26 protein-coding genes are annotated in these 23,565 nt (G+C 65.8%); 15 read left to right on the forward strand and 11 right to left on the reverse strand.

What is annotated here, in order from left to right; all coding sequences use genetic code 11:
* Positions 1-13: 13 nt before the first annotated feature.
* The gene (gene hslV / locus ACOOE1_RS14740; RefSeq protein ID WP_420402957.1) at positions 14-580 is read right to left on the reverse strand and encodes an ATP-dependent protease subunit HslV; all 567 of its coding nucleotides are present in this window, start codon (positions 578-580) and stop codon (positions 14-16) included.
* Between the two features lie 157 nt (positions 581-737).
* On the opposite strand from hslV, the gene hisB reads away from it, so the two are divergent.
* The 7 genes from hisB to ACOOE1_RS14775 are packed head-to-tail and all read left to right on the forward strand — an operon-like array spanning position 738 to position 4,807.
* Positions 738-1,346 (forward strand): imidazoleglycerol-phosphate dehydratase HisB, encoded by a 609-nt coding sequence (gene hisB / locus ACOOE1_RS14745; protein WP_420402958.1) that lies wholly within the window; start codon positions 738-740, stop codon positions 1,344-1,346.
* The gene (hisH, locus tag ACOOE1_RS14750; RefSeq protein ID WP_420402959.1) at positions 1,343-2,020 is read left to right on the forward strand and encodes an imidazole glycerol phosphate synthase subunit HisH; all 678 of its coding nucleotides are present in this window, start codon (positions 1,343-1,345) and stop codon (positions 2,018-2,020) included. Before hisB ends, hisH begins: the two co-directional genes overlap by 4 nt.
* A gap of 12 nt (positions 2,021-2,032) precedes the next feature.
* Positions 2,033-2,587 carry a GNAT family N-acetyltransferase gene (locus ACOOE1_RS14755; protein WP_420402960.1) on the forward strand — a complete coding sequence of 185 codons (555 nt, stop codon included), beginning with the start codon at positions 2,033-2,035 and terminating at the stop codon, positions 2,585-2,587.
* Complete coding sequence (gene hisA / locus ACOOE1_RS14760; RefSeq protein WP_420402961.1) at positions 2,584-3,333, forward strand: 1-(5-phosphoribosyl)-5-[(5-phosphoribosylamino)methylideneamino]imidazole-4-carboxamide isomerase; 750 nt, start codon at positions 2,584-2,586, stop codon at positions 3,331-3,333. The genes ACOOE1_RS14755 and hisA overlap by 4 nt, the downstream gene beginning before the upstream one ends.
* Positions 3,327-4,088, forward strand: coding sequence for an imidazole glycerol phosphate synthase subunit HisF (gene hisF, locus ACOOE1_RS14765; RefSeq protein ID WP_420402962.1), 762 nt, complete (start codon positions 3,327-3,329; stop codon positions 4,086-4,088). Before hisA ends, hisF begins: the two co-directional genes overlap by 7 nt.
* Positions 4,085-4,405 carry a phosphoribosyl-ATP diphosphatase gene (locus ACOOE1_RS14770; protein WP_420402963.1) on the forward strand — a complete coding sequence of 107 codons (321 nt, stop codon included), beginning with the start codon at positions 4,085-4,087 and terminating at the stop codon, positions 4,403-4,405. Before hisF ends, ACOOE1_RS14770 begins: the two co-directional genes overlap by 4 nt.
* A 36-nt stretch (positions 4,406-4,441) precedes the next feature.
* A complete protein-coding gene (locus ACOOE1_RS14775; RefSeq protein WP_420402964.1) occupies positions 4,442-4,807 on the forward strand; it encodes a histidine triad nucleotide-binding protein in 366 nt (121 codons plus the stop codon).
* 14 nt (positions 4,808-4,821) lie between these two features.
* Here the strand turns inward: ACOOE1_RS14775 and ACOOE1_RS14780 are convergent, their stop codons facing one another.
* Positions 4,822-5,220 (reverse strand): DUF427 domain-containing protein, encoded by a 399-nt coding sequence (locus tag ACOOE1_RS14780; RefSeq protein ID WP_420402965.1) that lies wholly within the window; start codon positions 5,218-5,220, stop codon positions 4,822-4,824.
* A 331-nt stretch (positions 5,221-5,551) separates the two neighbouring features.
* Here ACOOE1_RS14780 and ACOOE1_RS14785 point away from each other — a divergent pair, with 331 nt between their 5' ends.
* The 3 genes from ACOOE1_RS14785 (at position 5,552) to ACOOE1_RS14795 (ending at position 9,290) form a co-directional block, all read left to right on the forward strand.
* Positions 5,552-6,808 carry a pentapeptide repeat-containing protein gene (locus ACOOE1_RS14785; protein ID WP_420402966.1) on the forward strand — a complete coding sequence of 419 codons (1,257 nt, stop codon included), beginning with the start codon at positions 5,552-5,554 and terminating at the stop codon, positions 6,806-6,808.
* 52 nt (positions 6,809-6,860) lie between these two features.
* Complete coding sequence (locus ACOOE1_RS14790; RefSeq protein ID WP_420402967.1) at positions 6,861-8,387, forward strand: YifB family Mg chelatase-like AAA ATPase; 1,527 nt, start codon at positions 6,861-6,863, stop codon at positions 8,385-8,387.
* Between the two features lie 75 nt (positions 8,388-8,462).
* Positions 8,463-9,290 (forward strand): DNA/RNA non-specific endonuclease, encoded by an 828-nt coding sequence (locus tag ACOOE1_RS14795; protein WP_420402968.1) that lies wholly within the window; start codon positions 8,463-8,465, stop codon positions 9,288-9,290.
* A gap of 3 nt (positions 9,291-9,293) precedes the next feature.
* Here ACOOE1_RS14795 and gshB read toward each other — a convergent pair whose 3' ends face one another.
* The 5 genes from gshB to rsmI all read right to left on the reverse strand — a co-directional run bounded on the left by gshB (position 9,294) and on the right by rsmI (position 13,051).
* Positions 9,294-10,235, reverse strand: coding sequence for a glutathione synthase (gshB, locus tag ACOOE1_RS14800; RefSeq protein ID WP_420402969.1), 942 nt, complete (start codon positions 10,233-10,235; stop codon positions 9,294-9,296).
* A 95-nt stretch (positions 10,236-10,330) separates the two neighbouring features.
* Complete coding sequence (locus ACOOE1_RS14805; RefSeq protein ID WP_420402970.1) at positions 10,331-11,152, reverse strand: SirB1 family protein; 822 nt, start codon at positions 11,150-11,152, stop codon at positions 10,331-10,333.
* 4 nt (positions 11,153-11,156) lie between these two features.
* On the reverse strand, positions 11,157-11,747 hold the full coding sequence (locus ACOOE1_RS14810) for a BON domain-containing protein (protein ID WP_420402971.1): 591 nt from the start codon (positions 11,745-11,747) through the stop codon (positions 11,157-11,159).
* Positions 11,748-11,756: 9 nt separating this feature from the next.
* A complete protein-coding gene (locus ACOOE1_RS14815; RefSeq protein ID WP_420402972.1) occupies positions 11,757-12,158 on the reverse strand; it encodes a YraN family protein in 402 nt (133 codons plus the stop codon).
* On the reverse strand, positions 12,155-13,051 hold the full coding sequence (gene rsmI, locus ACOOE1_RS14820) for a 16S rRNA (cytidine(1402)-2'-O)-methyltransferase (protein ID WP_420402973.1): 897 nt from the start codon (positions 13,049-13,051) through the stop codon (positions 12,155-12,157). Before rsmI ends, ACOOE1_RS14815 begins: the two co-directional genes overlap by 4 nt.
* Positions 13,052-13,194: 143 nt before the next feature.
* Between rsmI and ACOOE1_RS14825 the strand changes: the two genes are divergently transcribed.
* The gene (locus ACOOE1_RS14825; protein WP_420402974.1) at positions 13,195-14,634 is read left to right on the forward strand and encodes a penicillin-binding protein activator; all 1,440 of its coding nucleotides are present in this window, start codon (positions 13,195-13,197) and stop codon (positions 14,632-14,634) included.
* Here ACOOE1_RS14825 and hemW read toward each other — a convergent pair.
* The 3 genes from hemW to rph are packed head-to-tail and all read right to left on the reverse strand — an operon-like array spanning position 14,631 to position 17,205.
* Complete coding sequence (gene hemW, locus ACOOE1_RS14830; RefSeq protein WP_420402975.1) at positions 14,631-15,827, reverse strand: radical SAM family heme chaperone HemW; 1,197 nt, start codon at positions 15,825-15,827, stop codon at positions 14,631-14,633. The two genes, ACOOE1_RS14825 and hemW, sit on opposite strands and share 4 nt — an antisense overlap.
* Before the next feature lie 7 nt (positions 15,828-15,834).
* On the reverse strand, positions 15,835-16,473 hold the full coding sequence (rdgB, locus tag ACOOE1_RS14835; RefSeq protein ID WP_420402976.1) for an RdgB/HAM1 family non-canonical purine NTP pyrophosphatase: 639 nt from the start codon (positions 16,471-16,473) through the stop codon (positions 15,835-15,837).
* A complete protein-coding gene (gene rph / locus ACOOE1_RS14840; protein ID WP_420402977.1) occupies positions 16,474-17,205 on the reverse strand; it encodes a ribonuclease PH in 732 nt (243 codons plus the stop codon). It abuts the gene before it with no gap.
* 177 nt (positions 17,206-17,382) lie between these two features.
* Between rph and hrcA the strand changes: the two genes are divergently transcribed.
* Both hrcA and grpE read left to right on the forward strand, forming a co-directional pair.
* Entirely contained in the window at positions 17,383-18,426 is a 1,044-nt protein-coding gene (gene hrcA, locus ACOOE1_RS14845) for a heat-inducible transcriptional repressor HrcA (RefSeq protein ID WP_420402978.1), read from the forward strand.
* A gap of 134 nt (positions 18,427-18,560) precedes the next feature.
* Positions 18,561-19,202, forward strand: coding sequence for a nucleotide exchange factor GrpE (gene grpE / locus ACOOE1_RS14850; protein ID WP_420402979.1), 642 nt, complete (start codon positions 18,561-18,563; stop codon positions 19,200-19,202).
* 19 nt (positions 19,203-19,221) lie between these two features.
* Here the strand turns inward: grpE and ACOOE1_RS14855 are convergent, their stop codons facing one another.
* Positions 19,222-20,112 carry a DUF1848 domain-containing protein gene (locus ACOOE1_RS14855; protein WP_420402980.1) on the reverse strand — a complete coding sequence of 297 codons (891 nt, stop codon included), beginning with the start codon at positions 20,110-20,112 and terminating at the stop codon, positions 19,222-19,224.
* A 179-nt stretch (positions 20,113-20,291) separates the two neighbouring features.
* On the opposite strand from ACOOE1_RS14855, the gene dnaK reads away from it, so the two are divergent.
* Positions 20,292-22,244, forward strand: a complete 1,953-nt coding sequence (dnaK, locus tag ACOOE1_RS14860; protein ID WP_420402981.1) for a molecular chaperone DnaK — start codon at positions 20,292-20,294, stop codon at positions 22,242-22,244.
* 125 nt (positions 22,245-22,369) lie between these two features.
* Positions 22,370-23,497, forward strand: a complete 1,128-nt coding sequence (gene dnaJ / locus ACOOE1_RS14865; RefSeq protein WP_420402982.1) for a molecular chaperone DnaJ — start codon at positions 22,370-22,372, stop codon at positions 23,495-23,497.
* Positions 23,498-23,565 lie beyond the last annotated feature (68 nt).

A 23,565-nucleotide genomic window follows, 5' to 3' on the forward strand; every position in this document is an offset into this window, starting at 1 on the left:
CCGGCGATTTCAATCAGGTGTCGGAGTCGAGACCTTCGAGAGTAAGGTTCTCGTTGGTATAGATGCAGATATCCGCGGCGATCTTCATCGCCTTGCGGGCAATCGCTTCGGCATCCATGTCGTCGCGGTCGATCAGCGCCCGGGCGGCGGCCAGGGCGAAGGAGCCGCCGGAGCCGATTCCGATCAGTCCGTCCTCCGGCTCCAGAACGTCGCCGTTGCCGGTCAGGACCAGCGAGGCCGAACTGTCGGCAACCGCCATCATCGCCTCGAGCCGGCGCAGGTAGCGGTCGGTGCGCCAGTCCTTGGCGAGTTCGACGGCGGCGCGGGTGAGCTGTCCCGGATGCTTCTCCAGCTTTTCCTCGAGACGTTCGAAAAGGGTGAAGGCATCCGCGGTGGCGCCGGCGAACCCGGCGATCACCTCGCCGCCGCCGATCCGGCGGACCTTGCGGGCCTGCGCCTTCATCACCGTGTTGCCGAAGCTGACCTGACCGTCGCCGGCGACCACCACGCGGCCGTTCTTGCGCACCGAGAGGATGGTCGTGCCATGCCACTGGATCGGGTCCGTGCCCTGTCTGTCCATGAGAGCTCCATTGATTGCGTGCCCGTCCAATTGGGGCATGCGGAGCACAACGTCAAGACGGCCGTCCGTACAAGGCGCGGCAGCCTCGCCCGGAGATTGGCATTCTCCCGCGGTTCCTGCTACATAGCCGCCGTGCATTTCCTCGGAGCAGAAATCCATGTCCGACAGCCGCAGCGCAAGCGTGAAGCGCGTGACCAACGAGACCACCATTTCCGCCGAGCTCTCGCTCGACGGCACCGGCCGGTTTGATATCGAGACCGGGGTGGGTTTCCTCGACCACATGCTGGAACAGCTGTCGCGACATTCGCTGATCGACATGAAGGTGCGGGCCGACGGCGACCTGCATACCGACGCGCACCACACCACGGAAGATTGCGGCTGGGCGCTCGGCGAGGCGCTGACCAAGGCGCTCGGCAACCGCAAGGGGATCACCCGCTACGGCTCCTCCTATCTCCCGATGGACGAGGCCCTCAGCCGGGTTGCGCTCGACTGCTCCAACCGGCCGTTTCTGGTCTGGCGGGCGACGCTTCCGGCGCAGAAGCTGGGCGACATGGATACCGAGCTCTTCCGGGAGTTCTTCCAGGCGTTCTCCCAGGCCGCCGGACTGACCCTGCATATCGAGAACCTCTACGGCGACAACACGCACCATATCGTCGAGTCGATCTTCAAAGGCGTCGGCCGGGCGCTGCGCCAGGCGGTCGAGATCGACCCGAAGCGCGCGGATGCCGTGCCCTCGACCAAGGGAACGCTCGGGGGGTCGCTGTGACCGCCGCGGGCGGACCCACTTCCGTCGCGGTCGTCGATTACGGGTCCGGCAACCTCCGTTCGGTGGCGAAGGCCTTCGAGCGTGTGGCGTCGGAACGCGGACCGGGCACGGAGGTGGTGGTGACCTCGGACCCGGCAGCGGTGCGCCGCGCGGGCCGGATCGTACTTCCGGGTGTCGGCGCCTTCGCCGATTGCCGGGGCGGACTCTACGGCCTTCCCGGCATGGTCGAGGCGCTGACGGAAGCGGTGATCGAGCAGGGCACCCCGTTCCTCGGGATCTGCGTCGGCATGCAGTTGATGGCGGAACGCGGGCTCGAGCACGTGGTCTCCGAAGGGCTCGGCTGGATCGGCGGCGAGGTCAAGCTGATGACCCCGCAACCGGCGCCGGACGGTCTGGCGCTGAAGGTGCCGCACATAGGCTGGAACCGGCTCGATCTGCTGCAACCGGATCATCCGCTGCTGAAAGGCATCGAAGACGGCGCCTTCGTCTACTATGTGCATTCCTATCTCTTCGATGTCGCCGAACGCGCGGATCTGGCCGCGGTGAGCGACTATGGCGGCGAGATTGCAGCCGTCGTCGGACGGAAGAACTACTTCGGGACCCAGTTCCATCCCGAAAAGAGCCAGGCGAACGGACTTGCCTTCATCCGCAATTTCCTCGACTGGCGCCCCTGAGGGAGCCCGGCCATGAAAGAAACAGATACCGAGACGCGCCCGCCGCCGGTGGCGACGGTCGAGATGCTGACCGAATTCGGCCCCGGCGATCTGCAGGATCTGTCGGACGCGGCCGAGGCGGCGATCATCGACGGCGGCGGGTTCGGCTGGATTTCGCCGCCGCCGCGCGAGACGCTTGAAGCCTTCTGGCGCGGCGTGCTGATCATTCCCGAGCGCCAGCTCTTCGTCGGGCGGCTTGACGGTGTGATCGCGGGCTCCTGCCAGATCCAGCGCCCGCCGAAGAATAACGAGGCGCAGCGCCATACCTGCAAACTGACGACCAATTTCGTCGCGCCCTGGGGCCGCGGACACGGGCTGTCGCGGAACCTGGTCGAGATCGCCGAGAACCACGCGCGGGAAGAGGGCTTCAAGGTGCTGACCCTCGATGTGCGCGAGACCCAGCACGCGGCGATCCGTCTCTACGAGCGGCTCGGCTATGTCCGGTTCGGGACCCTGCCGCACTATGCCTATGTGCGTGACGGCTACGTCGCCGGTCACTTCTATTACAAGGAACTGGACGCGGCATGATCCTGTTTCCCGCGATCGATCTGAAGGAGGGCCAGTGCGTCCGCCTTCTGAAGGGCGAAATGGACTCGGCGACAGTGTTCAACGACGATCCGGGCGCCCAGGCGAAACTGTTCCAGGATGCGGGCTGCGCCTGGATCCACGTGGTCGATCTCGACGGCGCCTTCGCCGGCGAGGCCCGGAACGGGGATGCGGTCGACCGGATCCTGGAGGCGGTGGACGTCCCGGTGCAGCTCGGCGGCGGTATCCGCGACATGGCGGCGGTCGACGCCTGGCTGGAGAAGGGCATCGCCCGCGTCATCCTCGGCACGGTCGCGCTGCGCGACCCGGAGCTGGTGAAAGCGGCCTGCGCCCGCCATCCGGGCCGCATCGCCGTCGGCATCGATGCCCGCGGCGGCATGGTCGCGGTCGAAGGCTGGGCCGAGACCTCTTCCCTCTCGGCCGTGGATCTCGCCCGGAAATTCGAAGGCTGCGGCGTCGCCGCGATCATCTTCACCGATATCGACCGCGACGGCGCGCTCGGCGGGGTGAACGTGCAGGCGACCGCGGACCTCGCCAACGCGATCTCGACCCCGGTCATCGCCAGTGGCGGCGTCGCCTCTCTAGAGGACCTTGCCGCGCTCAAGGCGGCCGGGGCGCCGGGCATTGCCGGTGCGATCTCCGGCCGCGCGCTCTATGATGGGCGGATCGATCTCGCCGAGGCCGTCGGGCTTATGGCGGAACCGGCGAAGGAGGGCCCCCGATGCTGACCGCGCGTGTCATTCCCTGCCTCGACGTGAAGGACGGCCGCGTCGTCAAGGGCGTCAATTTCGTCGACCTCGTCGATGCGGGCGATCCGGTCGAGCAGGCCAAGATTTATGACCGCGAGGGGGCGGACGAACTCTGTTTCCTCGACATCACCGCGAGCCACGAGGAACGCGACACGCTGTTCGACGTCGTCGCGCGGACCGCGGAGCAATGCTTCATGCCGCTCACGGTCGGCGGCGGGGTGCGCACCCTCGAGGATATCCGCAAGCTGCTGCTGGCCGGCGCCGACAAGGTCTCGATCAACACGGCGGCGGTGAAAGATCCGGATTTCGTCCGCCGCGCGGCGGAGAAGTTCGGCAGCCAGTGCATCGTCGTCGCGGTGGACGCCAAGAGCGTCGGGCCGGACAAGTACGAGATCTTCACCCATGGCGGCCGCGAGCCGACCGGCATCGACGCGGTCGAATGGTCGCGCCGGATGACCGGATACGGCGCCGGTGAGATTCTGCTGACCTCGATGGACCGGGACGGCACCAAGCAGGGCTTCAACCTGCCGCTGACCCGGGCGATCTCCGACGCGGTCTCCATCCCGGTGGTGGCGAGCGGCGGCGTCGGCACGCTGGAGCATTTCGCCGAAGGGGTGCTCGAAGGCCATGCCTCCGCCGTTCTGGCCGCCTCGGTGTTCCATTTCGGGACCTTCCGGATTTCCGAGGCGAAGCAGGCGATGGCGGATGCCGGCATCCCTGTGAGGCTGCAATGAACGACCATATCCTCGACCGGCTCTATGCCGTCATCGATTCCCGCAAGGGTACGGATCCGGATAGCTCCTACACGGCGAAACTCTTCTCCAAAGGGCCCAAGAAGATCGCCGAGAAGGTGGGCGAGGAAGCGGTCGAGACCGTGATCGAAGGGGTGGCGGGCGACCCGGCTGCCCTGACGGCAGAGAGCGCCGACCTGCTGTACCATCTGCTGGTGCTCTGGAGCGCGAACGGTGTTGAGCCGGGCGACGTCTGGCGGGAACTGGCCCGGCGCGAGGGCATGTCGGGGATCGAGGAAAAGGCGCGCCGCACGACCTGAGAGGCGGCGTCCGGTTTGTTGAAAGAGGTATATCCGATGGCCTATGACGACCAGAATATCTTCGCCAGGATCCTCCGCGGGGAAATTCCGAACAGGACCGTCTACGAAGACGAGCATGTCCTTGCCTTCGAGGACATCCAGCCGCAGGCGCCGGTGCATGTGCTTGTGATCCCGAAAGGTCCCTACAGGTCGATGAACGAGTTCTCCGCCGAGGCGAGCGACGAAGAGATCGTCGCCTGGGTCCGTGCCATCGGCAAGGTGGCGGAGATCGTCGATGCCAAGGGGCCGGGTTACCGGCTGATCGTCAATAACGGCGACAACGCGATCCAGGAAGTGCCGCACCTGCATATCCACGTGCTTGGCGGCCGCCGTCTCGGGCGGATGCTGCCGAAGGGGGATTGAGTGGCCGGGGGGACTCAGTCCCCCTCCACGATCCGCATGCCGTCGCCCCGGAAGGAATGAAGCCCGTCCAGGGCCGCGGCGAAATCGTACGCGCGGTAGGCCCAGCCGATCTCCCGTCCGTCGAGGGCGAAATAGTCCGCATCTCCCTTCAGCGGGCAATGCGTGACCTTGTCCAGCTTCTCCAGCGGTACCGCGAGCGCCGCCCGCGGGAAGTAGAGGCACGGCTCGTAGGCCCGGTTTGCGATCTCGATCACGCGAACCGCATCGCGGCTGTCGGCGACGAGCGTTTCCCCGAAATAGATGCGGGCCCGCCGGCCGACCGGCTGGACGACCATGAAGTGATCGGGGTTTGCCGGATTGCGGATCGCGCCCTCTATCTGCGCGACCAGAGGGCGGTTGTTCCTCAGAGACATCGCATCTTCTCCCAGCCGGTGTGATCAATCCTTTCCAAGGTTGGTCCCGGCGCCCCCGGCGCCAAGACCATTTCCGAACAAGATGCAAGATCCTCTCTCGTGGTTTTGTCATTCCGGTTCGAGACTTCGGGCTTTTTATAAAATTAAAATATTAAAAGGCCGCTTTTTCACGCCGCCGTAGTGTGTTGATTTTATTGATTGATATGATTTTCTGATTTCGATAGAGTAAAGGCGTAAATAGCCGACCAATATATAGAGAAAACTTTTGTAGTTTTATCTACATCTTGTGCCGGTCTGGGCGGTAGAGCCACAAGTGGTCCGGGGTGGGACTATGCTGGTCGACGAATTGCAGCAAGAACTGGGCAAGATTGTCTCGAAACACGAGGCATTCCTGCGGCGTTATCCGGGCGGCGAAATCGCCGATCTGCGGCAGCGTGATCTGCGTGCAATCCATCTGCCCGGTGCCGATCTGCGCCAGGCGCTGCTCGCCGGTGCCAATCTGCAGAACAGCGTCTTTGCCGGTGCCAATCTTTCCGACGCGCAGATGATCACGGCGCGGCTCAGCAACTCGGATCTCTCCGGTTGTCGGCTGGTCGGAGCCAATCTGCGGGGCGCCTCGCTTTCGGGCGCGAAACTCATGGCCGCCGACATGACCAATGCCGACCTCCGGCCGATGAAGCTCCGCGACGTGCACCACGCGATCGAGCAGGTGGCGGACCTGCAGAACAGCGACATGTCGGAAGCCAAGCTGATCCGGACCGATCTCAGCAATGCCAATCTTTCCGGCGCGATCGCGGTGAGCGCGAATTTCTCCTCGGCGAAGCTGCTCGGCGCCAACCTGCACCATGCCGATCTCAGCAAGACCGTCTTCCGGGACGCGGTGTTGCAGGGCGCCAATCTGCAGGGCGCCAACCTCAGCCAGGCTCAGCTCCGCGACAGCGATCTCTCGGGAGCGGATCTACGTTCCTGCAATTTCGACGGGGTCGACCTCACCGACGCGGATCTGACCGACTGCCGGATCGCCAGCGGGATGGAAAACCTGCCCGAGGATGTCCGCGACCGGCTGGTGCAGCATTTCCACTGGGTTTCCTCCGGCGGCGTCAAGGGCACCCGCGGCGATTTCCGAGGCCTCGATCTCTCGGGTCTCGATCTCAGCGGCACCGAACTGAGCGCCTGCGAGATGTCCCGCGCGAACCTGAACGGAACAAAGCTGAAGGGCGCCTCGCTCAGGCTTTCCAACCTTGCGGGCTCGGTCCTCACCCAGACCGACCTGACCCGGGCGGATCTGCGTGGCGCCAACCTGAAGGACGCCGATCTGAGCGGGGCCACGCTGGTTTCCGCCCGGCTTTCCCGGATCGCGATCCTGAAACCGGGAACGCTGGAAGTGCTGCGCGAATGGCCGACGGACCTGCGCGGAGCCAAGCTGGTCGGCGCCGATCTGCAGCGTACCGATTTCGCCGGTGCCCTGGTCGAGGAAACCTGTTTCGATCATGCCAACGTCACCCATGCCTGCTTCACCGAGGTGGCCGTGCGTTCCTGCTCGTTCCATGACGTCCGCGGCGGCGATCCGGGCCTGCTCGAGCAGTAAAATCCCTCACATCGCCCCATAACCTCCGGGAGGCAATCCCGGGGGAGAGATCATGGTTGCACGGGTTCGGACGGTGGCGTTCCGGGGGGTGGATACCCTCGATATCGACGTCCAGGTGCATATGGGCAACGGTCTGCCCGCTTTCTCCATCGTCGGCCTGCCGGCCAAGGCGGTGGACGAGAGCAAGGACCGGGTGCGGGCGGCGCTGAGCGCGCTCGGCCTCGCTCTGCCGCCGCAGCGGATCACCGTCAATCTCGCCCCCGCCGACGTCACCAAGGAAGGCAGCCATTACGATCTGCCGATCGCCGTCGGCATCCTGGTGCAGATGGGCGTGCTGCCGGCCGACGAGATCGCGAACTACCTCGTGCTCGGCGAGCTGGCGCTGGACGGGCAGCTGACCGAGGTTTCCGGCATTCTCCCGGCGGCACTCGGGGCGTCCGTGCGCGGGGCCGGGATCATCTGCCCGGAGACCTGCGGTCCCGAAGCGGCCTGGGCCGGTTCTCTCGAGGTTCTGGCACCGCGCACGCTGCTCGCCCTGATCAATCACTTCAAGGGTAGCCAGGTGCTGACCCCGCCCGATCCGGCGGAACCGGAGCAGGCGGGCCCGCTGCCGGACCTCGCCGACGTGAAGGGCCAGGAAAGTGCCAAGCGCGCGCTCGAGATCGCGGCGGCAGGCGGACACAACCTCTTGATGACCGGGCCGCCGGGGGCCGGCAAGTCCATGCTCGCCGCCCGCCTGTCCGGCCTGTTGCCGCCGCTGGAGCCGCGCGAGGCGCTGGAGGTGGCGATGATCCGCAGCGTCGCCGGGGCCCTGAAGGGCGGGCGGATCTCCCGCACCCGGCCCTATCGCGACCCGCACCATTCAAGCTCCATTCCGGCCCTGGTCGGCGGCGGTCTGCAGGCGCGGCCGGGGGAGGTTTCGCTCGCGCATTGCGGCGTGCTGTTCCTCGACGAGCTGGCGGAGTTTCCCCGCACCGTGCTGGATTCGCTACGTCAATCCATCGAAACCGGGCAGGCGGTGGTCAGCCGGGCCAACAACCGGGTGACCTATCCCTCCCGCTTCCAGCTCATCGCTGCGATGAATCCCTGCCGTTGCGGTTATCTCGCGGACCCTGCCCAGGCCTGCGGGCGGGCACCGAAATGCGGGCTCGACTATCAGGCAAGGCTGTCGGGACCGCTGCTCGACCGTTTTGATCTTCGGATCGAGATCGAGCCGGTCTCGGCGCGGGCGCTGGCCGCACCGTTGGAGACGGAGCCATCGGCAGCCGTCGCCGGCCGTGTCGCCCGGGCGCGGCAGATGCAGCGGCGGCGCTTCGACACGGCGGGGGTGGAAACGCTCCACCGCATCAACGCCGCGCTGGAAGGCAAGCTGCTGGAACAGGCGGCGCGACCGGAACGGGAAGGGCAGGCCCTGATGGAGGAGGCGGCCCGGCGCCTGTCGCTGTCCGCCCGGGGCTATCACCGCATCCTCCGGGTTGCCCGTACCATCGCGGATCTCGAGGGGGCGGAAACCGTGCAGCGCCATCACGTGGCCGAAGCGCTGGCCTACAGGGGAATCGTTCTGAAACAGGCCGCATGATCTGAATATTTTTCTACTCACCCGAGTGAATAAAATGTTATTCGATCGCATCGATAACCATCGGTGCGATTGCCCATGTCTGCCCTGCCGCGACGGCTTCGGCCATCCGCTCTTCCGGCCGTCCTGCTCCTCCTGCAGCTGCCTTTCGGCTCTCCGGTCGCCGGGGAACCGCTTGACCCGAACTGTCTTGAGGCCTGTCCCCTGACCGCGGGCGACAACCTGATCGTCCGCCGGCCGAGCCACACGCTCTCCAACAATGCCGGAACCAAGTTCGCCGACTGGGTGGCCTACGAGGTTGTTCCGGCCGATATCGGGAAATCGCAGAAGCGGGTCTGGCGCGCCGACCCCGAGATTCCTGCGCAGCAGACGCTGGAGCCGTCGGACTACAAGGGAGCGCACAGGGCACTGCAGACCGACCGCGGGCACCAGGCGCCGCTCGCAAGCTTCACGGGTGCGCCGGACTGGCAGACGACGAACTATCTCTCCAACATCACGCCGCAGAAGAGCGCGCTCAATCAGGGTCCGTGGAAAAATTTGGAGAATGCGGTCCGGAAGCTCGCAAGATCCGAGGCCGGCAGGGTCCATGTCCTGACCGGCCCGCTCTACGAGCGCGAGATGCCGCCACTCCCCGAAGCGGACGAGCCGCACCGGGTGCCGAGCGGATACTGGAAGATCGTCCTGCTAACGCGCGGCGACACGGTGCAGGCCGCGGGATTCGTGCTCGACCAGGAAACGCCGCGCCGGGCAGGCTATTGCGACGGGAGCTTCGCCGTCACGGTCGCGGAGATCGCACGGCGCAGCGGCCTTGTCTTTGCACCCGGCATCGGCGCAGCCGGCGGCGGCGATCTCAGGTCCTGGCTTGGCTGCCGGGAGCCCGTCACGGTGAGCACTGTCGCCGATTGAGCGTCAGCCGAGCCGGGATTCGATCGCGTCCCAGAGCTCAGCCTCGATCGAGCGGCCCTCGAACCGGCCGAGTTCCTGCAGCCCGGTCGGCGAGGTGACGTTGATCTCGGTCAGATAGCGCCCGATCACGTCGATCCCGACGAAAATCAGGCCCTTCTCGGCGAGCGTCGGGCCGATGATCTCGCAGATCTCGAGATCACGCTTGGTCAGCTCGGATCTCTCCGCCCGGCCGCCGACATGCATGTTGGAGCGCGCTTCGCCCTCCGCCGGCACCCGGTTGATCGCGCCGACCGGCTTGCCGTCGATCAGGATCACCCGTTTGTCGCCCTGGCGGACCTCCGGCAGATAGCGCTGTACGATCACCGGCTCGCGATACATTTCGGTGAACAGCTCCAGCAGGGAGTTCAGGTTCTCGTCGCCCGGCTTCAGGTGGAAGACGCCGGCGCCGCCATTGCCGAACAGCGGCTTGACGATGATGTCCTCGTGCTCCGCCCGGAAGTCGAGGATCTGCTCGCGGTCGTTGGTGATCAGGGTCGGCGGCATGACGTCGTCGAAATGGGTGACGAAGAGCTTCTCCGGCGCATTGCGCACATGGACGGGATCGTTCACCACCAGCGTCTTCGGATGGATATGCTCGAGGATGTGGGTCGCCGTGATGTAGGACATGTCGAACGGCGGGTCCTGGCGCATCAGCACCACATCCATTTCGGAGAGATCTATCGTTTCCGGCGCGCCGAGGGTGAAGTGGTTGCCCGCCTCGCGGCGGACGTCGAGCGCGCGGACTCGGGCCAGCACCTTGCGGTCTCGGAAGCTGAGGTCCCTCGGCTGGTAATGGTAGAGCTTGTGGCCCCGGCGTTTGGCCTCCAGGGCCATGACGAAGCTGCTGTCCCCGTTGATATCGATTGCCTCGATCGGGTCCATCTGGATGGCGACGCCGAGCCCCATTGCTTCCTCCATGCGGTGGGCCCGCACCGGGCCGCTATTGTTCCGAGCGGCGACTATGTGGCGATTGCCGCCGCCGGATCAACCGCCTTTCCGGCTCAGTTCAATTGACTTTCCAGAACTTGAAGGACCCGGGCGACTTCGAGCCGTTCGGGCTCGCGGATGTTGCCGGCGGCGAGAAAGTCCCTGAGGCAACCGATCGCAGCCCGGTGTTCCCCCTTGCGGGCGAGCAGCATGCCTTCCTCGCGCATCAGCCCTGGAAGCTGCGGTGCAAGCAGCCGCATGTCGCGAATGACCCGGAGTGCGGGTTCGAACTTGCCGTCCCGGAGCAGCCGCAGCTTGATGTTGTTCTGCAATCGCAACAGAATATCGAGATCGCTGACATCCTGGTAATGTGATTGGCTGAGCTCCGCGTTCTCGCCCTGGAAACTGGCGAGCAGGCCGCGGAGCGCCGGCGCGTCCAGCGCCGTCCCGCCATGGAAAGGGTCGAGAATCTGTCGTATGCCGCCGCCCTGAACGCGGATCAGGAAATGGTTCGGGAAATTCAGCCCGCCGGCATTGAGGTCAAGCCCCCGGGCGGTCTCGATATAGAGAATGCCGAGCGCGACCGGCAATCCCTTGCGGCGGTCGATCACCCGGATCAGGTTGGCGTTCTGCGGGTCGTCGTAGGTCTTTCCGTCACCCTCGTAGCCGAACTCGCCATGGAGAGTCGCGGAAAGCGCCGCCGCCGGTGTGTCGGCGCCGGACGCCCTCGCGCTCTCGACCAGTGCCGCCAGATGATCCCGATAGCGCTCCAGCGGTACACCCGGCCGGTCGAGCGAGCCCAGGAGCAGCGCCGCTTCCGCCAGCCCGACCTCGCCAAATCCCCCCTCACCGATGCTGGCGAGCGTGGCGCGGGTGCTATCCGGATCGGGAATCATGATTTCAGGAGCCGCCCTTTATCCGGACATAGCTCACCACGTTGCGGACATAGTCCAGATTGCGGGCATGATTGATCACGCGCTGCAGCTCGGCGTTGTTCTGGGCGATCCCGAACAGATAGACCGTGCCGTTGACTGTATCGACATCGTAATTGATCGAGCTGATCCCGCCGTCGAACAGCAGCTTGGTCTCGAGCTGGGTCTCGATCCAGGTATCACGGGCCTTGTCCACGATATCGGATTGGTCGACAACCTGGATCTCGTTGATGACTTCGCGGACGCTGCTTGCCTGCCAGGCCAGCCGCGCCGCCTCGATCCGGTCTTCAGGTTTGGAAACCGACCCGGTCAGCAGTACCCGGCCGTCCTCGACCGAGAGCCCGACGGCGGAAAACAGATCCACATTGTTCTGGAAGAGGTAATGGTTGATCTCGGTCTTGATCGCGATGTCCATGGCGGTGCCCTCAAGACCGCGTTCGGACTGGCTCGCGGTTGCGGCGGTGGCGCCGGCGCCGATGGCGACGCCGACCGGCGTGCAGCCGCCGACGGCGAAGGGGAGGGCAAGCAATGTGAGAAGAAGAAGCGCGGCTCTTGGCATGCTGTCACTCTACATCTTGTGGTCGGCGATCCAGACATTCTGAATATGGCGGGGAAAGCGCCAGTGTGCCACCGCGAATAGGTCAAATCTAAGGCGATGGCGCGCAAGTCGCGTGTTTCCCCGTTGCACCCACAATGCCGCCTTTTGCAACCGCCTCCATTGCGAATGTGTAACGGATTCCCTGGCTGCGGTCAGGCTCGGACGGGCCTTGACCTCGACAATGGCGAGGGTCCGGCCCCGCTCCGCGAGGATGTCGATCTCGCCGACCTTTGTTCGCAGTCTGGTGGCGAGAATCCGGTAGCCCTTCAAACGCAGGATCAGGCGGCAAGACGCTTCGGCATAGAGTCCGAAACGCTGGGCGCGGCGCTTGGCGGCAATCCGGTCCGGAGACTGCCGCGCCGCGGGTTTCATGTAGCGCCGCCGTCCCGCAGCTGCAGGGCCCGGTCGTAGACGGTCTTGCGCGGCAGCCCGGTCTCGCTCGCCACTTCCTTCGCGGCGTCTTTCACGCTGAGCCGCGCAAGCGCCTTGGCAAGCAACGCGTCGAGCATCTCCTCGCTCGGCCGTTCCTCGCGCTCCGGCGGTCCGAACATCAGCACGGCCTCGCCCTTGGGCGGCTCGATCTCGGCATAGTGCCGGGCCAGTTCGTCGATCCGCCCGCGCGTCACGTCCTCGAACCGCTTGGTCAGTTCCCGCGCCACCGCCATCTCGCGCGGGCCGAGGATCGCCCCGGCATCCGCAAGCGTTTCCGCCAGCCGCCGCGGCGCCTCGAAAAAAATCAGCGTGGCCCGGAGCTGCGCCACTTCCTCGAGGGTGCGCCGGCGTTCGCCCGACTTGGTCGGCAGGAAGCCGCCGAAGAAGAAGCGGTCCGTCGGCAAGCCGGAAATCGAGAGCGCGACCACCGGCGCCGCCGGACCCGGCACGGCGGTGACCGCTGTGCCCTGGGCTGCCGCCTCGCGGACCAGCTTGTAGCCGGGATCGGAGATCGTTGGTGTCCCCGCATCCGTCACGAGCGCGATGCTCCTGCCCGCGGCAAGCAGGCGCAGAAGTTCCGGCCGGCTTTTCTCCGCATTGTGGTCCTGGTAGGCGACCAGCCGGGCCTTGATGGCAAAACGCTGCAGCAGGCGGCCGGTCAGTCGGGTGTCTTCGCAGGCGACGATGTCCACCGCCGCGAGCGTTTCCAGGGCGCGCCGGGAGATGTCGGCGAGATTTCCGATCGGGGTCGCAACCAGGATCAGCCCTTCGACCGGAACGGGCGCGGGCGCTTCGGGTGCGTTGCCCTCTCCGGGAAGAATGGCTGCAGTCACATTGGTGCCATGTTGCGGCGGTTTACTCTCGCCCGCGCCTTGATTAGCCTTTGGCGCCGAAGAGCGGGAGGATGTCTGAGGTGCGCGCTTTTTCATACCGTACCGGGAACCCACGGGGCCTGTGTCAGGGCAGTGATCGTGTTATGGGAGGAAGCGACGGCTTTCTCCAAGCGCTTTTCGCGCGGGGGACGCGTGCCGCCGGCCTTTCGGTGCTGCTGCTTGGTCTGGCGCTGGCCGGCTGCCAGACACCCGGATTGCCCGGTCTGCACCCGGAACCCGCGCGCCAGCCGGAACCGCAGGCCGCGCCGCGCGAGCAGCCGGAGCCCGTCGCACCGGGTGCCCCGGAGAGCGGCGTTACGGCGCAGAAACCGGACGCAGTCATTCCGGAAACGGAACTTTCTTTCGAGCGTCCCCAGACCGAAATGCCGCTGACCACGGTGCCGGGCGCGCCGGACGGGATCGCGCTGCTGCTGCCATTGAGCGGTCAGCGCGCCTCGGTCGGCCGTGCGATGCTCGACGCTGCACAGATGGCCGTCTTCGACATAGCCGGCGAAGATTTCAACCTGATGGTCTACGATACACAGGGCACGCCCGAAGGCGCGGAGGACGCCGCACGGCTCGCCGTCGCGGACGGCGCGCGGATCGTCCTCGGCCCGCTCTACGGACGTTCTGCAGCGGCCGTGCGGCCGATTGTCGCCGGGGCGGGGATCAACGCCGTCGCGTTTTCCAACGACCGCAGCGTCGCCGGTCCGCCGGTCTATCTGATGGGGCTGATGCCGCAGCAGCAGATCGAGCGCGTCATCCGCTACGCGGTGCAGAAGGGCTATCGCAGGCTCGGTCTCCTGCTGCCCCACGGAGGCTACGGGGATCTCGTTCTGGAGAGTGCGCGCGCGGCCGCGATTCTTGCCGGCGCCGAGATCACCCGGATCGCCTATTACGATCCGCTGGCCAGTGATTTCACGGAAACGGCCCGCTCCTTCGCCGAGTATGACAGCCGGCGGGAATCCCTGAGGATGCAGAAGGACGAACTTGCCGGACGGACGGACGAAATCTCGCGCCAGACCCTGGCCCGGCTCGAGGGAATGGATACGCTCGGCGATCCGCCCTATGACGCGATCCTGATCCCGGAAGGCGGCAACCTGCTCAGGACGCTCGCGCCGCTGTTGGCGTTTTACGATGTCGATACGAGGCGCGTGAAACTGCTCGGAACCGCGCAGTGGGAGGATCCGAGCCTCGGGACGGAGCCGAGCCTGGTCGGCGGCTGGTTCGCCGCACCGCCGGCGCTGTATCGGGAGAATTTCGCGCTGCGCTACGAGGCCGCTTTCGGCCGCCGGCCCTCGGGGCTTGCCGCGCTCGCCTATGACAGCATCGCCCTCACGGTCTCGCTTCAACGGGGCGAGACGGGTCCCGATTTCGGCGGCGGCGCGTTGATGGCGGATAGCGGCTTCGTCGCGCTGAACGGCCTTTTCCGATTCGTTGCCGACGGCACCAACCAGCGCGGCCTCGCGGTGTTCGAAATCAAGGACCGCGCGCTCGAGGCGATTGATCCGGCTCCGGAACGGTTTGACGGACTGACGAACTAGGCGGGTTCGGGCAAACGGGCGGTCAGGGCGGCGATCACAGCATTGAGCCGCTGCCTGCCCTCCAGCGTGGCGGCCAGCCGTGCGCCGACCGGTTCGATGTAGCCGGCCTCCTCGAGATCCGCGAGCAGCGGTCGCCCGAGGAGGGTCTCGATATCGCTGCCCGCTTCCGCCTCGAGCCGCGTCCGCTCCACCCCTTCGGCAAGCCGGAGACCCATCATCAACATTTCGGTCAGACGTCCGGTGCGGTCAATCGGCTCGCTCGCGGCAAGGCCGTGCCCGGACTTTTCCACCCGGTCAAGCCAGATCGCCGGCGCGCGATGGGTCTGTATCGCACGCGTGGCGGGGGCGCCGCCGCAGTCCGTCCCGCGGAGACGGGAATGGGCGCCGGGACCGATCCCGGCATAGTCGTGATAGCGCCAGTAGATCAGGTTGTGCCGGCATTCCGCACCGGCTCGGGCATGGTTCGAGACCTCGTAGGCCGGCATACCGGCGGCCTCCAGAACCTCCTGCGTCGCCTCGTAGAGCGCGGCCTGGTTCTCGTCTTCCGGCAGGACGATCTCGCCCTTCGCATGGCGGGCGAAGAAGGGGGTCTCGGGTTCGATGGTGAGCTGGTAGAGCGAAATGTGATCGGCGGCGAGCGCCAGCGCCTCTCTCAGCTCCGATTTCCAGGCCGCCACCGTCTGCCCCGGGCGGGCATAGATCAGGTCGAAGGACATGCGCTCGAAACTGTCGCGGGCGACGGCGATCGCCTCGCGCGCCTGCGCCGCGTCGTGGGTGCGGCCGAGGAAGGCGAGATCCCGGTCGTTCAGCGCCTGGATCCCGAGCGAGACCCGGTTGACGCCCGCTTCCCGGAAGGCGGCGAACTTTTCCGCCTCGACCGAGGTCGGGTTGGCCTCGAGCGAGATCTCGACCCGGTTGCGCCAGGGCCAGAGCCGGCGGATCTCGTCGATCACGGCGGCGACGGTTTCCGGCTCCATCAGCGACGGCGTGCCGCCGCCGAAGAAGATGCTCGAGACCGTCCGTTCCGGTGCGAGTTCGTGGAAATGGGCGAGCTCGCGCTTCAGCGCCGCGCGCCAGCGCCCGTGATCGACCCGAGCGGTGACATGGCTGTTGAAGTCGCAATAGGGACATTTGGAGAGACAGAAGGGCCAGTGGACATAGACCCCGAACGGTTCGGCTGCCGCACTCTCCATCACCGGCCTATCCGGCATCGTCGGGCGCGCCCGAGAGGCCGACCTGCTCCAGCAGCTTCTCGAAGGCGACGGCGCGGTGGCTGACGGAATGTTTCCAATCCGAATCGACTTCACCGAAGGTCTTGTCGTGGCCCGTCGGGACGAACATCGGATCGTAGCCGAAGCCGTTCTCGCCGCGCGGCGGCCAGACGAGATCGCCCCAGACCCGCCCCTCGACGGATTCCGTGTGGCCGTCCGGCCAGCAGATCGTCAGGGCGCAGACAAAGGCGGCAGACCTGTCCGTGTCGCCGGCCGCGGCCTTTTGCTGGAGCGCGTCCTCGACCTTGCGCATGGCCAGCGCGAAATCCTTCTCCGGCCCGGCCCAGCGGGCGGAATAGATGCCCGGATCGCCGTCCAGTACGGTCACGCTGAGCCCGGAATCGTCGGCCAGCGCGGGCAGGCCGGACCGCTCGGCCGCGGCGCGGGCCTTCAGCTCGGCGTTGGCGATGTAGGTGGAGCCGGTCTCCTCCGGCTCCGGCAGCCCGAGCTCGCCGGCGGACACCACCTCGATGCCGAGCGGGCCGACCAGATCGCGGATCTCCCGGAGCTTGCCCTGGTTGTGGCTGGCAATGACCAGTTTCGTCCCGGTAAAGGCGCGGCCCAACATTCAGCTCCCGATGGCGGTTTTCTGCAGCGCGACCAGTTCGCCGATGCCGGCGCGCGCCAGTTTAAGCATCTCGGTGAAGGCCTCGTCGCCGAACGGGTCCTCTTCCGCGGTGGCCTGGATCTCGACGATCCCGGCATTGCCCGTCAGGACGAAGTTGGCATCCGCCTCGGCGCCGGAATCCTCGACATAGTCCAGATCGAGCACGGGCGTGCCCTTGTAGATGCCGCAGGACACGGCGGCGACATGATCGATCAGCGGAACTTCCGGCAGGGCTCCGAGCTTCACCAGCTTCTGGAAGGCGAGGTGCAGCGCGACGAAAGAGCCGGTGATGGAGGCGGTCCTGGTCCCGCCGTCGGCCTGCAGCACGTCGCAATCGACCTTGATCTGCCGTTCCCCCATCGCTTTCAGGTTGGTGACGGCACGGAGCGAGCGTCCGATCAGGCGCTGGATCTCCTGGGTCCGGCCGCTCTGCTTGCCGCGGGCGGCTTCCCGATCGGTGCGGGTGTGGGTAGAGCGCGGCAGCATGCCATATTCCGCGGTCACCCAGCCGCTGCCCGAATTGCGCAGGAACGGCGGCACGCGGTCCTCGACGGAGGCGGTGCAGAGCACGTGGGTATCGCCGAATCTGGCGAGGCAGGAACCCTCTGCATATTTGGCGAAACCCGGCTCAAGGACGACGCTGCGCATCTGGTCGGGGCGGCGCCCGGACGGGCGGTCGGCGGTTCCTGCCATGGAAATCTCCTCTTTCGGTGTCCGGCCAGGACAGCCCGCGCCCTGCGGGTCCATGCCGGTTTCTGCGTCAGCTGTTCGAAATCGCGCGCAACCTACTATCGGCGACATCGCGCGTCCATCGCTCATGGCGCATTGACGGTCCCGCGGGGGCTGCCTAAATTTTCCCGCATGGAACACATGTCAGGCATCGGGGCATTGAACGCCCGCTCGCGGGAAATCCTGCAACAGATTGTCGACACTTATGTAGAGACGGGAGAGCCGATCGGCTCGCGCACGATTTCCCGTCGTCTCGGCGAGGTGCTGTCCCCCGCCACGATCCGGAACGTCATGGCCGACCTCGAAGAGGCGGGCCTGCTCTATGCTCCGCATACCTCCGCAGGTCGCCTGCCGACCGAGCGCGGCCTGCGCATCGTGGTCGACGGGCTGCTGGAGATCGGCGGCGATCTGAGTGAGGGCGAGCGGGACAAGATCGACTCCCTGCTGGCGGCCAGCGGCCGCGGCTATGACGAGGTGCTGGACGAGGCGACGCGTGCGCTGGCCGGTCTCTCGGCCTGCGCCGGGCTGGTGATCTCGCCGAAATCCGAGCCGTCGCTCCGCCATATCGAGTTTGTCCCGCTTGCCGCGGGGCGGGCGCTGGTCGTCCTCGTGAACGAACTCGGCCTGGTGGAGAACCGGGTCATCGAGTTGCCGCCCGACCTGCCGGCCTCGGCGTTGGTGCAGGCGACGAATTTTCTCAACACGCGATATCACGGTGCGTCGCTGGACGAAGCCCTTCGGGCGATCAAGGAGGAGATCGAGCAGCGCAAGATCGAACTCGACGAACTGACGGCCCGGGTCGTCGAAAACGGCCTCGCCCTGCTTTCCGGAGGCCCGGACGACGGTTCGCTCATCGTGCGCGGCCAGTCGCGCCTGCTCGAGGATGTGACCGCGGTCGAGGACCTGGAACGGATTCGGCTTCTGTTCGACCAGCTCGAACAGAAGCATGGCATGCTGCAGCTTCTGCAGGCGACCGGCGACGCCGACGGAGTGCAGATCTTCATCGGCGCGGAGAACCAGCTCTTCGAGCATACCGGCTGCTCGATGATCCTTTCACCCTATCGTGATACCAGGAAGCGCGTGGTCGGTGCGATCGGCGTGATCGGCCCGACGCGGATGAATTACGCCCGCATCATTCCCATGGTCGACTACACGGCACGGCTGATCGGCCGCGTCATCGGGTGACCAGACGGACGTTGATCCGGGGGCCGAGAGGCGCTAAAGCAGGCGCTCCGGGCCCGGAATGATTGATTTCCCGTTCCGGCCGCCCACATTTGGGCCTGACTTTCAGGATATCTAGACGGGAAAGAGCCAGACCGATGGCCGAAAAAGACAAGAAAACCGAGCAGCACGCGAACCAGGACGCGCCGGGCGACGATCCGCTTGTCAATCCGGACGACGGCATCCTCGACATGGACGCGTTGATGGGCGGGCTGAAGACCGAGACCTCCGACACGGAGACCGAGGACTCCGGGGCCGACGATGAGGTGCAGCAGGTCAAGGAGCAGCTGATCCGCACGCTCGCCGAGCTCGAAAACACCCGCAAACGGGCGGAGCGCGACATCGCACAGGCGCGCAAGTTCGCGATCACCGATTTCGCCCGAGACCTGCTGAGCGCGTCGGACAATCTGCGCAGGGCACTGGATTCCGCGCCGGACGACCGCGACGAACTGGACATCACGGTGAAGAACCTGGTGATCGGCGTCGAGATGACCGAGAAGGAACTGCTCGGCGTGTTCGAGAAGCACGGCATCCGGAAGGTCGATCCGCTTGGCGACAAGTTCGACTACAACCTGCACCAGGCGATGTTCGAGGTTCCGGACGACAAGACCGAACCGGGCACCGTCGTTCAGGTGATGCAGCCGGGCTACGTGCTGCAGGACCGGCTGCTGCGGGCGGCCATGGTCGGGGTTTCCAAGAGCCCGGACGACAAGAAGGAGAGTGTCGACACCACGGCGTGATACCCGCCCTGCTCCCCCTTCACTCGGCCGGCGCGGGAGGCATCAGCGTCTCGCCGGCCGGGTCATGCCGCTTGACGGCGGTCTTCGCCCGCTCCCGCCTGTCGACCGCATAGCAATAGACGCATCCGTGCGGGCAGCTGTCATAGCTGCCGATATCGCGGGACTCCGCACAGAGGCAGCCCGGCCGGTTGCCTTTCTGCCGGACCTTGAGCGGGCGTCCGGCGATTTCCGCGAGCCGGTCCGCGTCGATGCAGCGTGCGGGCGAGAACGCTCCGCCGAGAAGATCCGGCTGGGAACAGAGCGTCGGACGGAGACCCGCCTCCGAGGCGATCCCGGCGAGTTCACGCAACAGTGCCGCTTTCTCTTCCGGCTCCGGATCGCGCCAGTCGAACCGGTTGCGGCGGGCGCTCTCCTCTGTGTTGCGGCGGGTCTTGCGATAGATATGTGCGGCCGAGACGGTGACTTCGTCGACGCTCCCGGCGAGCGCATGGGAGAGGCGGGCGACGTTCTCCCGGTGAAATTCCGGCGGCGTGAGGCTGGACCAGAAAACCGGATCGTAGCGCCAGACGACCGTGCGCGGCCCAAACTGTTTTGCAAGGGAAACGATTTCGGCGAGCGCGTCCTCGACCGGTGGCACGCGCTGCTCGAGGGCGGAGGGGTAGCCCGTGACGGTGTACTGCACGACGAAAGGCACGCCGTCCTGCGCCAGCGCCTCGAAGATGTGCCGGGCGGGGCGGGCGTTGCGGGTCCAGAAGACGTACCCGTCGACTTCTCCGGGTCCGAGCCCGACCCGTGACGGTTTGCCGCTGTAGGGGTTGCGGACCATGGCATAACCGGCCGCGATCCGGGTCCGGAGCCAGGCACTGTAAAAGGCCGGAATGTCGGTGCGGTAGCTTGCGGAGATGATCATATCGGCGCCGATTCCCGGAATTTTGGCGATATTGCGGTGCGCGGGTCGCGAAATCCTATTCCACTTGGTTGCAGCGCGGCCACACCACGCCTATATAGCGGTTGGCTTGAACGTACCAATCGGGAACGGGAACGGCGCTTCGAGAAGGCCGTCAACGTTTGCTGAAAGACGAGGAAAACATGAGCAAAGTAATCGGTATCGACCTGGGAACCACCAATTCCTGTATCGCGTTCATGGACGGTAAGGACGCGAAAGTAATTGAAAACGCCGAAGGCGCGCGCACGACGCCGTCGATGGTGGCCTTCGCCGAAAGCGGCGAACGCCTCGTCGGCCAGGCCGCGAAGCGTCAGGCGGTGACCAACCCGGAAAATACCCTGTTCGCCATCAAGCGCCTGATCGGCCGTCGCTTCGACGACAAGGCCTCCAAGCGCTTCAACGACCTGGTGCCCTACAAGGTCATTTCCGGCGAGAACGGCGATGCCTGGGTCGAGGCGCGCAGCGAGAAATACAGCCCGAGTCAGATCTCCAGCTTCACCCTGCGCAAGCTGAAGGAGGACGCCGAAGCCTATCTCGGCGACACGGTCGACCAGGCGGTCATTACCGTTCCGGCCTACTTCAACGATGCCCAGCGCCAGGCGACCAAGGACGCCGGCAAGATCGCTGGCCTCGAGGTTCTGCGCATCATCAACGAGCCGACCGCAGCCGCGCTGGCCTACGGCCTCGACAAGAAGAACACCGGCACCATCGCGGTCTATGACCTCGGCGGCGGCACCTTCGACGTTTCCATCCTGGAAATCGGCGACGGCGTGTTCGAGGTGAAGTCGACCAACGGCGACACCTTCCTCGGCGGTGAGGATTTCGACCAGCGCGTCATCGATTACCTGGCCGACGAATTCAAGAAAGAGAACGGCATTGACCTGCGCCAGGACAAGCTTGCGCTGCAGCGCCTGAAGGAAGCCGGCGAGAAGGCCAAGATCGAGCTCTCCAGTTCGATGCAGACCGAAGTGAACCTGCCGTTCATCACCGCGGACCAGTCCGGCCCGAAGCACCTGAACATCAAGCTGACCCGCTCCAAGCTCGAGGCGCTGGTGGAAGATCTGGTGCAGCGCACGGTCGAGCCCTGCAAGGCCGCCCTGAAGGACGCCGGCGTTTCCGCGGGCGAGATCGACGAGGTGATCCTTGTCGGCGGCATGACCCGCATGCCGAAGATCGCCGAGACCGTGAAGGACTTCTTCGGCCGTGAGCCGCATCGCGGCGTGAACCCGGATGAGGTCGTGGCGCTCGGCGCGGCGATTCAGGCCGGCGTGCTGAAGGGCGACGTCAAGGATGTCCTGCTGCTCGACGTGACCCCGCTGTCGCTCGGCATCGAGACCCTGGGCGGCGTCTTCACCCGGCTGATCGACCGCAACACGACGATCCCGACGAAGAAGAGCCAGACCTTCTCCACCGCCGAGGACAACCAGACCGCCGTGACGATCCGGGTGTTCCAGGGCGAGCGGGAGATGGCGGCCGACAACAAGCTGCTCGGCCAGTTCGACCTGGTCGGTATCCCGGGCGCCCCGCGCGGCGTGCCGCAGATCGAGGTCACTTTCGACATCGACGCCAACGGTATCGTCAATGTGTCCGCCAAGGACAAGGCGACCGGCAAGGAGCAGCAGATCCGCATCCAGGCGTCCGGCGGACTGTCGGACGAGGATATCGAGCGGATGGTCAAGGAAGCGGAGGCCAACTCCGAATCCGACAAGGCCCGCCGGGAGCTGGTCGAGACCAAGAACCAGGCCGATGCCGCCGTCCACGGCACGGAGAAGATGCTGGCCGAACATGGCGACAAGATCTCCGAGGACGACCGCCGCGAGATCGACGAGCACATGGCCGCCCTGCGCACCGCGATGGAAGGCGAGGACGGGGCCGAGATCAAGGCCAAGATGGAAGCGCTCCAGCAGGCCTCGATGAAGCTCGGCGAAGCCATGTACAAGGCACAGCAGGACGCGTCCGGCGGTGAGGCGGGCCCCGACATGGGCGGCGATGACACCGGTGGTTCCGCCGGTGACAGCAACGCGTCCAGTGACGACGTAGTCGACGCGGACTTCGAAGAAGTCGACGATCAGAACCGCGACAACAAGTCCGCCTGATCCCAACGGGTCGGGCGGAGGAGCCGATGAGCAGACGGCCTCCTCCGCCCGGTTCCGATCCGGAAAAGCAGGCGGTTCACATCTTTGCCGGACTGCCGACACCGTTGCGGGGACGATGACGCGCCATGGCAAAAAGAGATTACTACGAGGTTCTGGGGGTTCAGCGCGGCGCTTCCGATGCGGAGATGAAATCCGCCTATCGCAAGCTTGCCATGCAGTTCCACCCCGACCGGAATCCTGACAACCCTGACGCCGAAGCCAAATTCAAGGAACTGAACGAGGCCTATGACGTCCTGAAGGACGAGCAGAAGCGGGCGGCCTATGACCGTTTCGGCCATGACGCCTTCGAGGGCGGTATGGGCGGCGGCGGCGGTGCCGGCTTCGGTGGCGCCGGGTTCGGCGGGTTTGCCGATATCTTCGACGAGATGTTCGGCGATTTCATGGGCGGACGGCGCGGCGGCAGCCGACGCGGCTCCGACCTGCGCTACAACATGTCGATCACGCTTGAGGAAGCCTTCAGGGGCAAGCAGGCCGAAATCCACATTCCGAGTTCCGTGCAGTGCGAGGAATGTAACGGCTCCGGTGCCGAGAAGGGCACCGAACCGGTCACCTGCACGACCTGTCACGGGCACGGCAAGGTGCGGGCCCAGCAGGGCTTCTTCACGATCGAGCGGACCTGTCCCCATTGCGGCGGCAACGGCACGCGGATCGAGAAACCGTGCAAGAGTTGCGGCGGCTCCGGCCGTACACAGAAAGAGAAGACCCTGTCGGTCAACATTCCGGCAGGCGTCGAGGACGGCACACGGATCCGGCTCAGCGGCGAGGGCGAGGCGGGCGCGCGAGGCACGCCGCCCGGCGACCTCTATCTCTTCCTGTCCATCGCCGCCCATCCGATTTTCCAGCGCGACGGTGCCGACATTTATTGCCGGGTTCCGTTGCCGATGACAACGGCGGCGCTCGGCGGACAGATCGAGGTTCCGACCATCGAAGGCGGTCGTGCCCGCATTCAGGTGGGCGCCGGAACACAGAGCGGCAAGCAGTTCCGGCTCAAGGGCAAGGGCATGTCGGTTTTGCGCAGCCCTGCCCGCGGCGACCAGTATGTCGAGGTCGCGGTCGAGACCCCGGTGAACCTGACGAAGAAGCAGCGCGAGCTGCTGGAGGAATTCGCCGGCGAGGAGAACGAGAAGACCAGTCCGCAATCGGCCGGCTTCTTCGACAAGGTGAAGGAACTCTGGGACGACCTGAGGGAGTGACCCCATCTCGATCCTCTTTTTGGACACCCAGCGCCGGCCCGTCGAGGCCGGCGTTTTCCTTTCCGAGC

This window comes from Nisaea sp., assembly GCF_965216895.1.
Classification (GTDB): Bacteria; Pseudomonadota; Alphaproteobacteria; order Thalassobaculales; family Thalassobaculaceae; genus Nisaea.

Excerpts from the sequence above, each read along its gene's own strand:
- hslV (WP_420402957.1), bottom strand. The coding sequence starts at position 580 with ATGGACAGACAGGGCACGGACCCGATCCAGTGGCATGGCACGACCATC.
- hisB (WP_420402958.1), top strand. The coding sequence starts at position 738 with ATGTCCGACAGCCGCAGCGCAAGCGTGAAGCGCGTGACCAACGAGACC.
- ACOOE1_RS14755 (WP_420402960.1), top strand. The coding sequence starts at position 2,033 with ATGAAAGAAACAGATACCGAGACGCGCCCGCCGCCGGTGGCGACGGTC.
- hisA (WP_420402961.1), top strand. The coding sequence starts at position 2,584 with ATGATCCTGTTTCCCGCGATCGATCTGAAGGAGGGCCAGTGCGTCCGC.
- hisF (WP_420402962.1), top strand. The coding sequence starts at position 3,327 with ATGCTGACCGCGCGTGTCATTCCCTGCCTCGACGTGAAGGACGGCCGC.
- ACOOE1_RS14770 (WP_420402963.1), top strand. The coding sequence starts at position 4,085 with ATGAACGACCATATCCTCGACCGGCTCTATGCCGTCATCGATTCCCGC.
- ACOOE1_RS14775 (WP_420402964.1), top strand. The coding sequence starts at position 4,442 with ATGGCCTATGACGACCAGAATATCTTCGCCAGGATCCTCCGCGGGGAA.
- ACOOE1_RS14780 (WP_420402965.1), bottom strand. The coding sequence starts at position 5,220 with ATGTCTCTGAGGAACAACCGCCCTCTGGTCGCGCAGATAGAGGGCGCG.
- ACOOE1_RS14785 (WP_420402966.1), top strand. The coding sequence starts at position 5,552 with ATGCTGGTCGACGAATTGCAGCAAGAACTGGGCAAGATTGTCTCGAAA.
- ACOOE1_RS14790 (WP_420402967.1), top strand. The coding sequence starts at position 6,861 with ATGGTTGCACGGGTTCGGACGGTGGCGTTCCGGGGGGTGGATACCCTC.
- ACOOE1_RS14795 (WP_420402968.1), top strand. The coding sequence starts at position 8,463 with ATGTCTGCCCTGCCGCGACGGCTTCGGCCATCCGCTCTTCCGGCCGTC.
- gshB (WP_420402969.1), bottom strand. The coding sequence starts at position 10,235 with ATGGGGCTCGGCGTCGCCATCCAGATGGACCCGATCGAGGCAATCGAT.
- ACOOE1_RS14805 (WP_420402970.1), bottom strand. The coding sequence starts at position 11,152 with ATGATTCCCGATCCGGATAGCACCCGCGCCACGCTCGCCAGCATCGGT.
- ACOOE1_RS14810 (WP_420402971.1), bottom strand. The coding sequence starts at position 11,747 with ATGCCAAGAGCCGCGCTTCTTCTTCTCACATTGCTTGCCCTCCCCTTC.
- ACOOE1_RS14815 (WP_420402972.1), bottom strand. The coding sequence starts at position 12,158 with ATGAAACCCGCGGCGCGGCAGTCTCCGGACCGGATTGCCGCCAAGCGC.
- ACOOE1_RS14825 (WP_420402974.1), top strand. The coding sequence starts at position 13,195 with ATGGGAGGAAGCGACGGCTTTCTCCAAGCGCTTTTCGCGCGGGGGACG.
- hemW (WP_420402975.1), bottom strand. The coding sequence starts at position 15,827 with ATGGAGAGTGCGGCAGCCGAACCGTTCGGGGTCTATGTCCACTGGCCC.
- rdgB (WP_420402976.1), bottom strand. The coding sequence starts at position 16,473 with ATGTTGGGCCGCGCCTTTACCGGGACGAAACTGGTCATTGCCAGCCAC.
- rph (WP_420402977.1), bottom strand. The coding sequence starts at position 17,205 with ATGGCAGGAACCGCCGACCGCCCGTCCGGGCGCCGCCCCGACCAGATG.
- hrcA (WP_420402978.1), top strand. The coding sequence starts at position 17,383 with ATGTCAGGCATCGGGGCATTGAACGCCCGCTCGCGGGAAATCCTGCAA.
- grpE (WP_420402979.1), top strand. The coding sequence starts at position 18,561 with ATGGCCGAAAAAGACAAGAAAACCGAGCAGCACGCGAACCAGGACGCG.
- ACOOE1_RS14855 (WP_420402980.1), bottom strand. The coding sequence starts at position 20,112 with ATGATCATCTCCGCAAGCTACCGCACCGACATTCCGGCCTTTTACAGT.
- dnaK (WP_420402981.1), top strand. The coding sequence starts at position 20,292 with ATGAGCAAAGTAATCGGTATCGACCTGGGAACCACCAATTCCTGTATC.
- dnaJ (WP_420402982.1), top strand. The coding sequence starts at position 22,370 with ATGGCAAAAAGAGATTACTACGAGGTTCTGGGGGTTCAGCGCGGCGCT.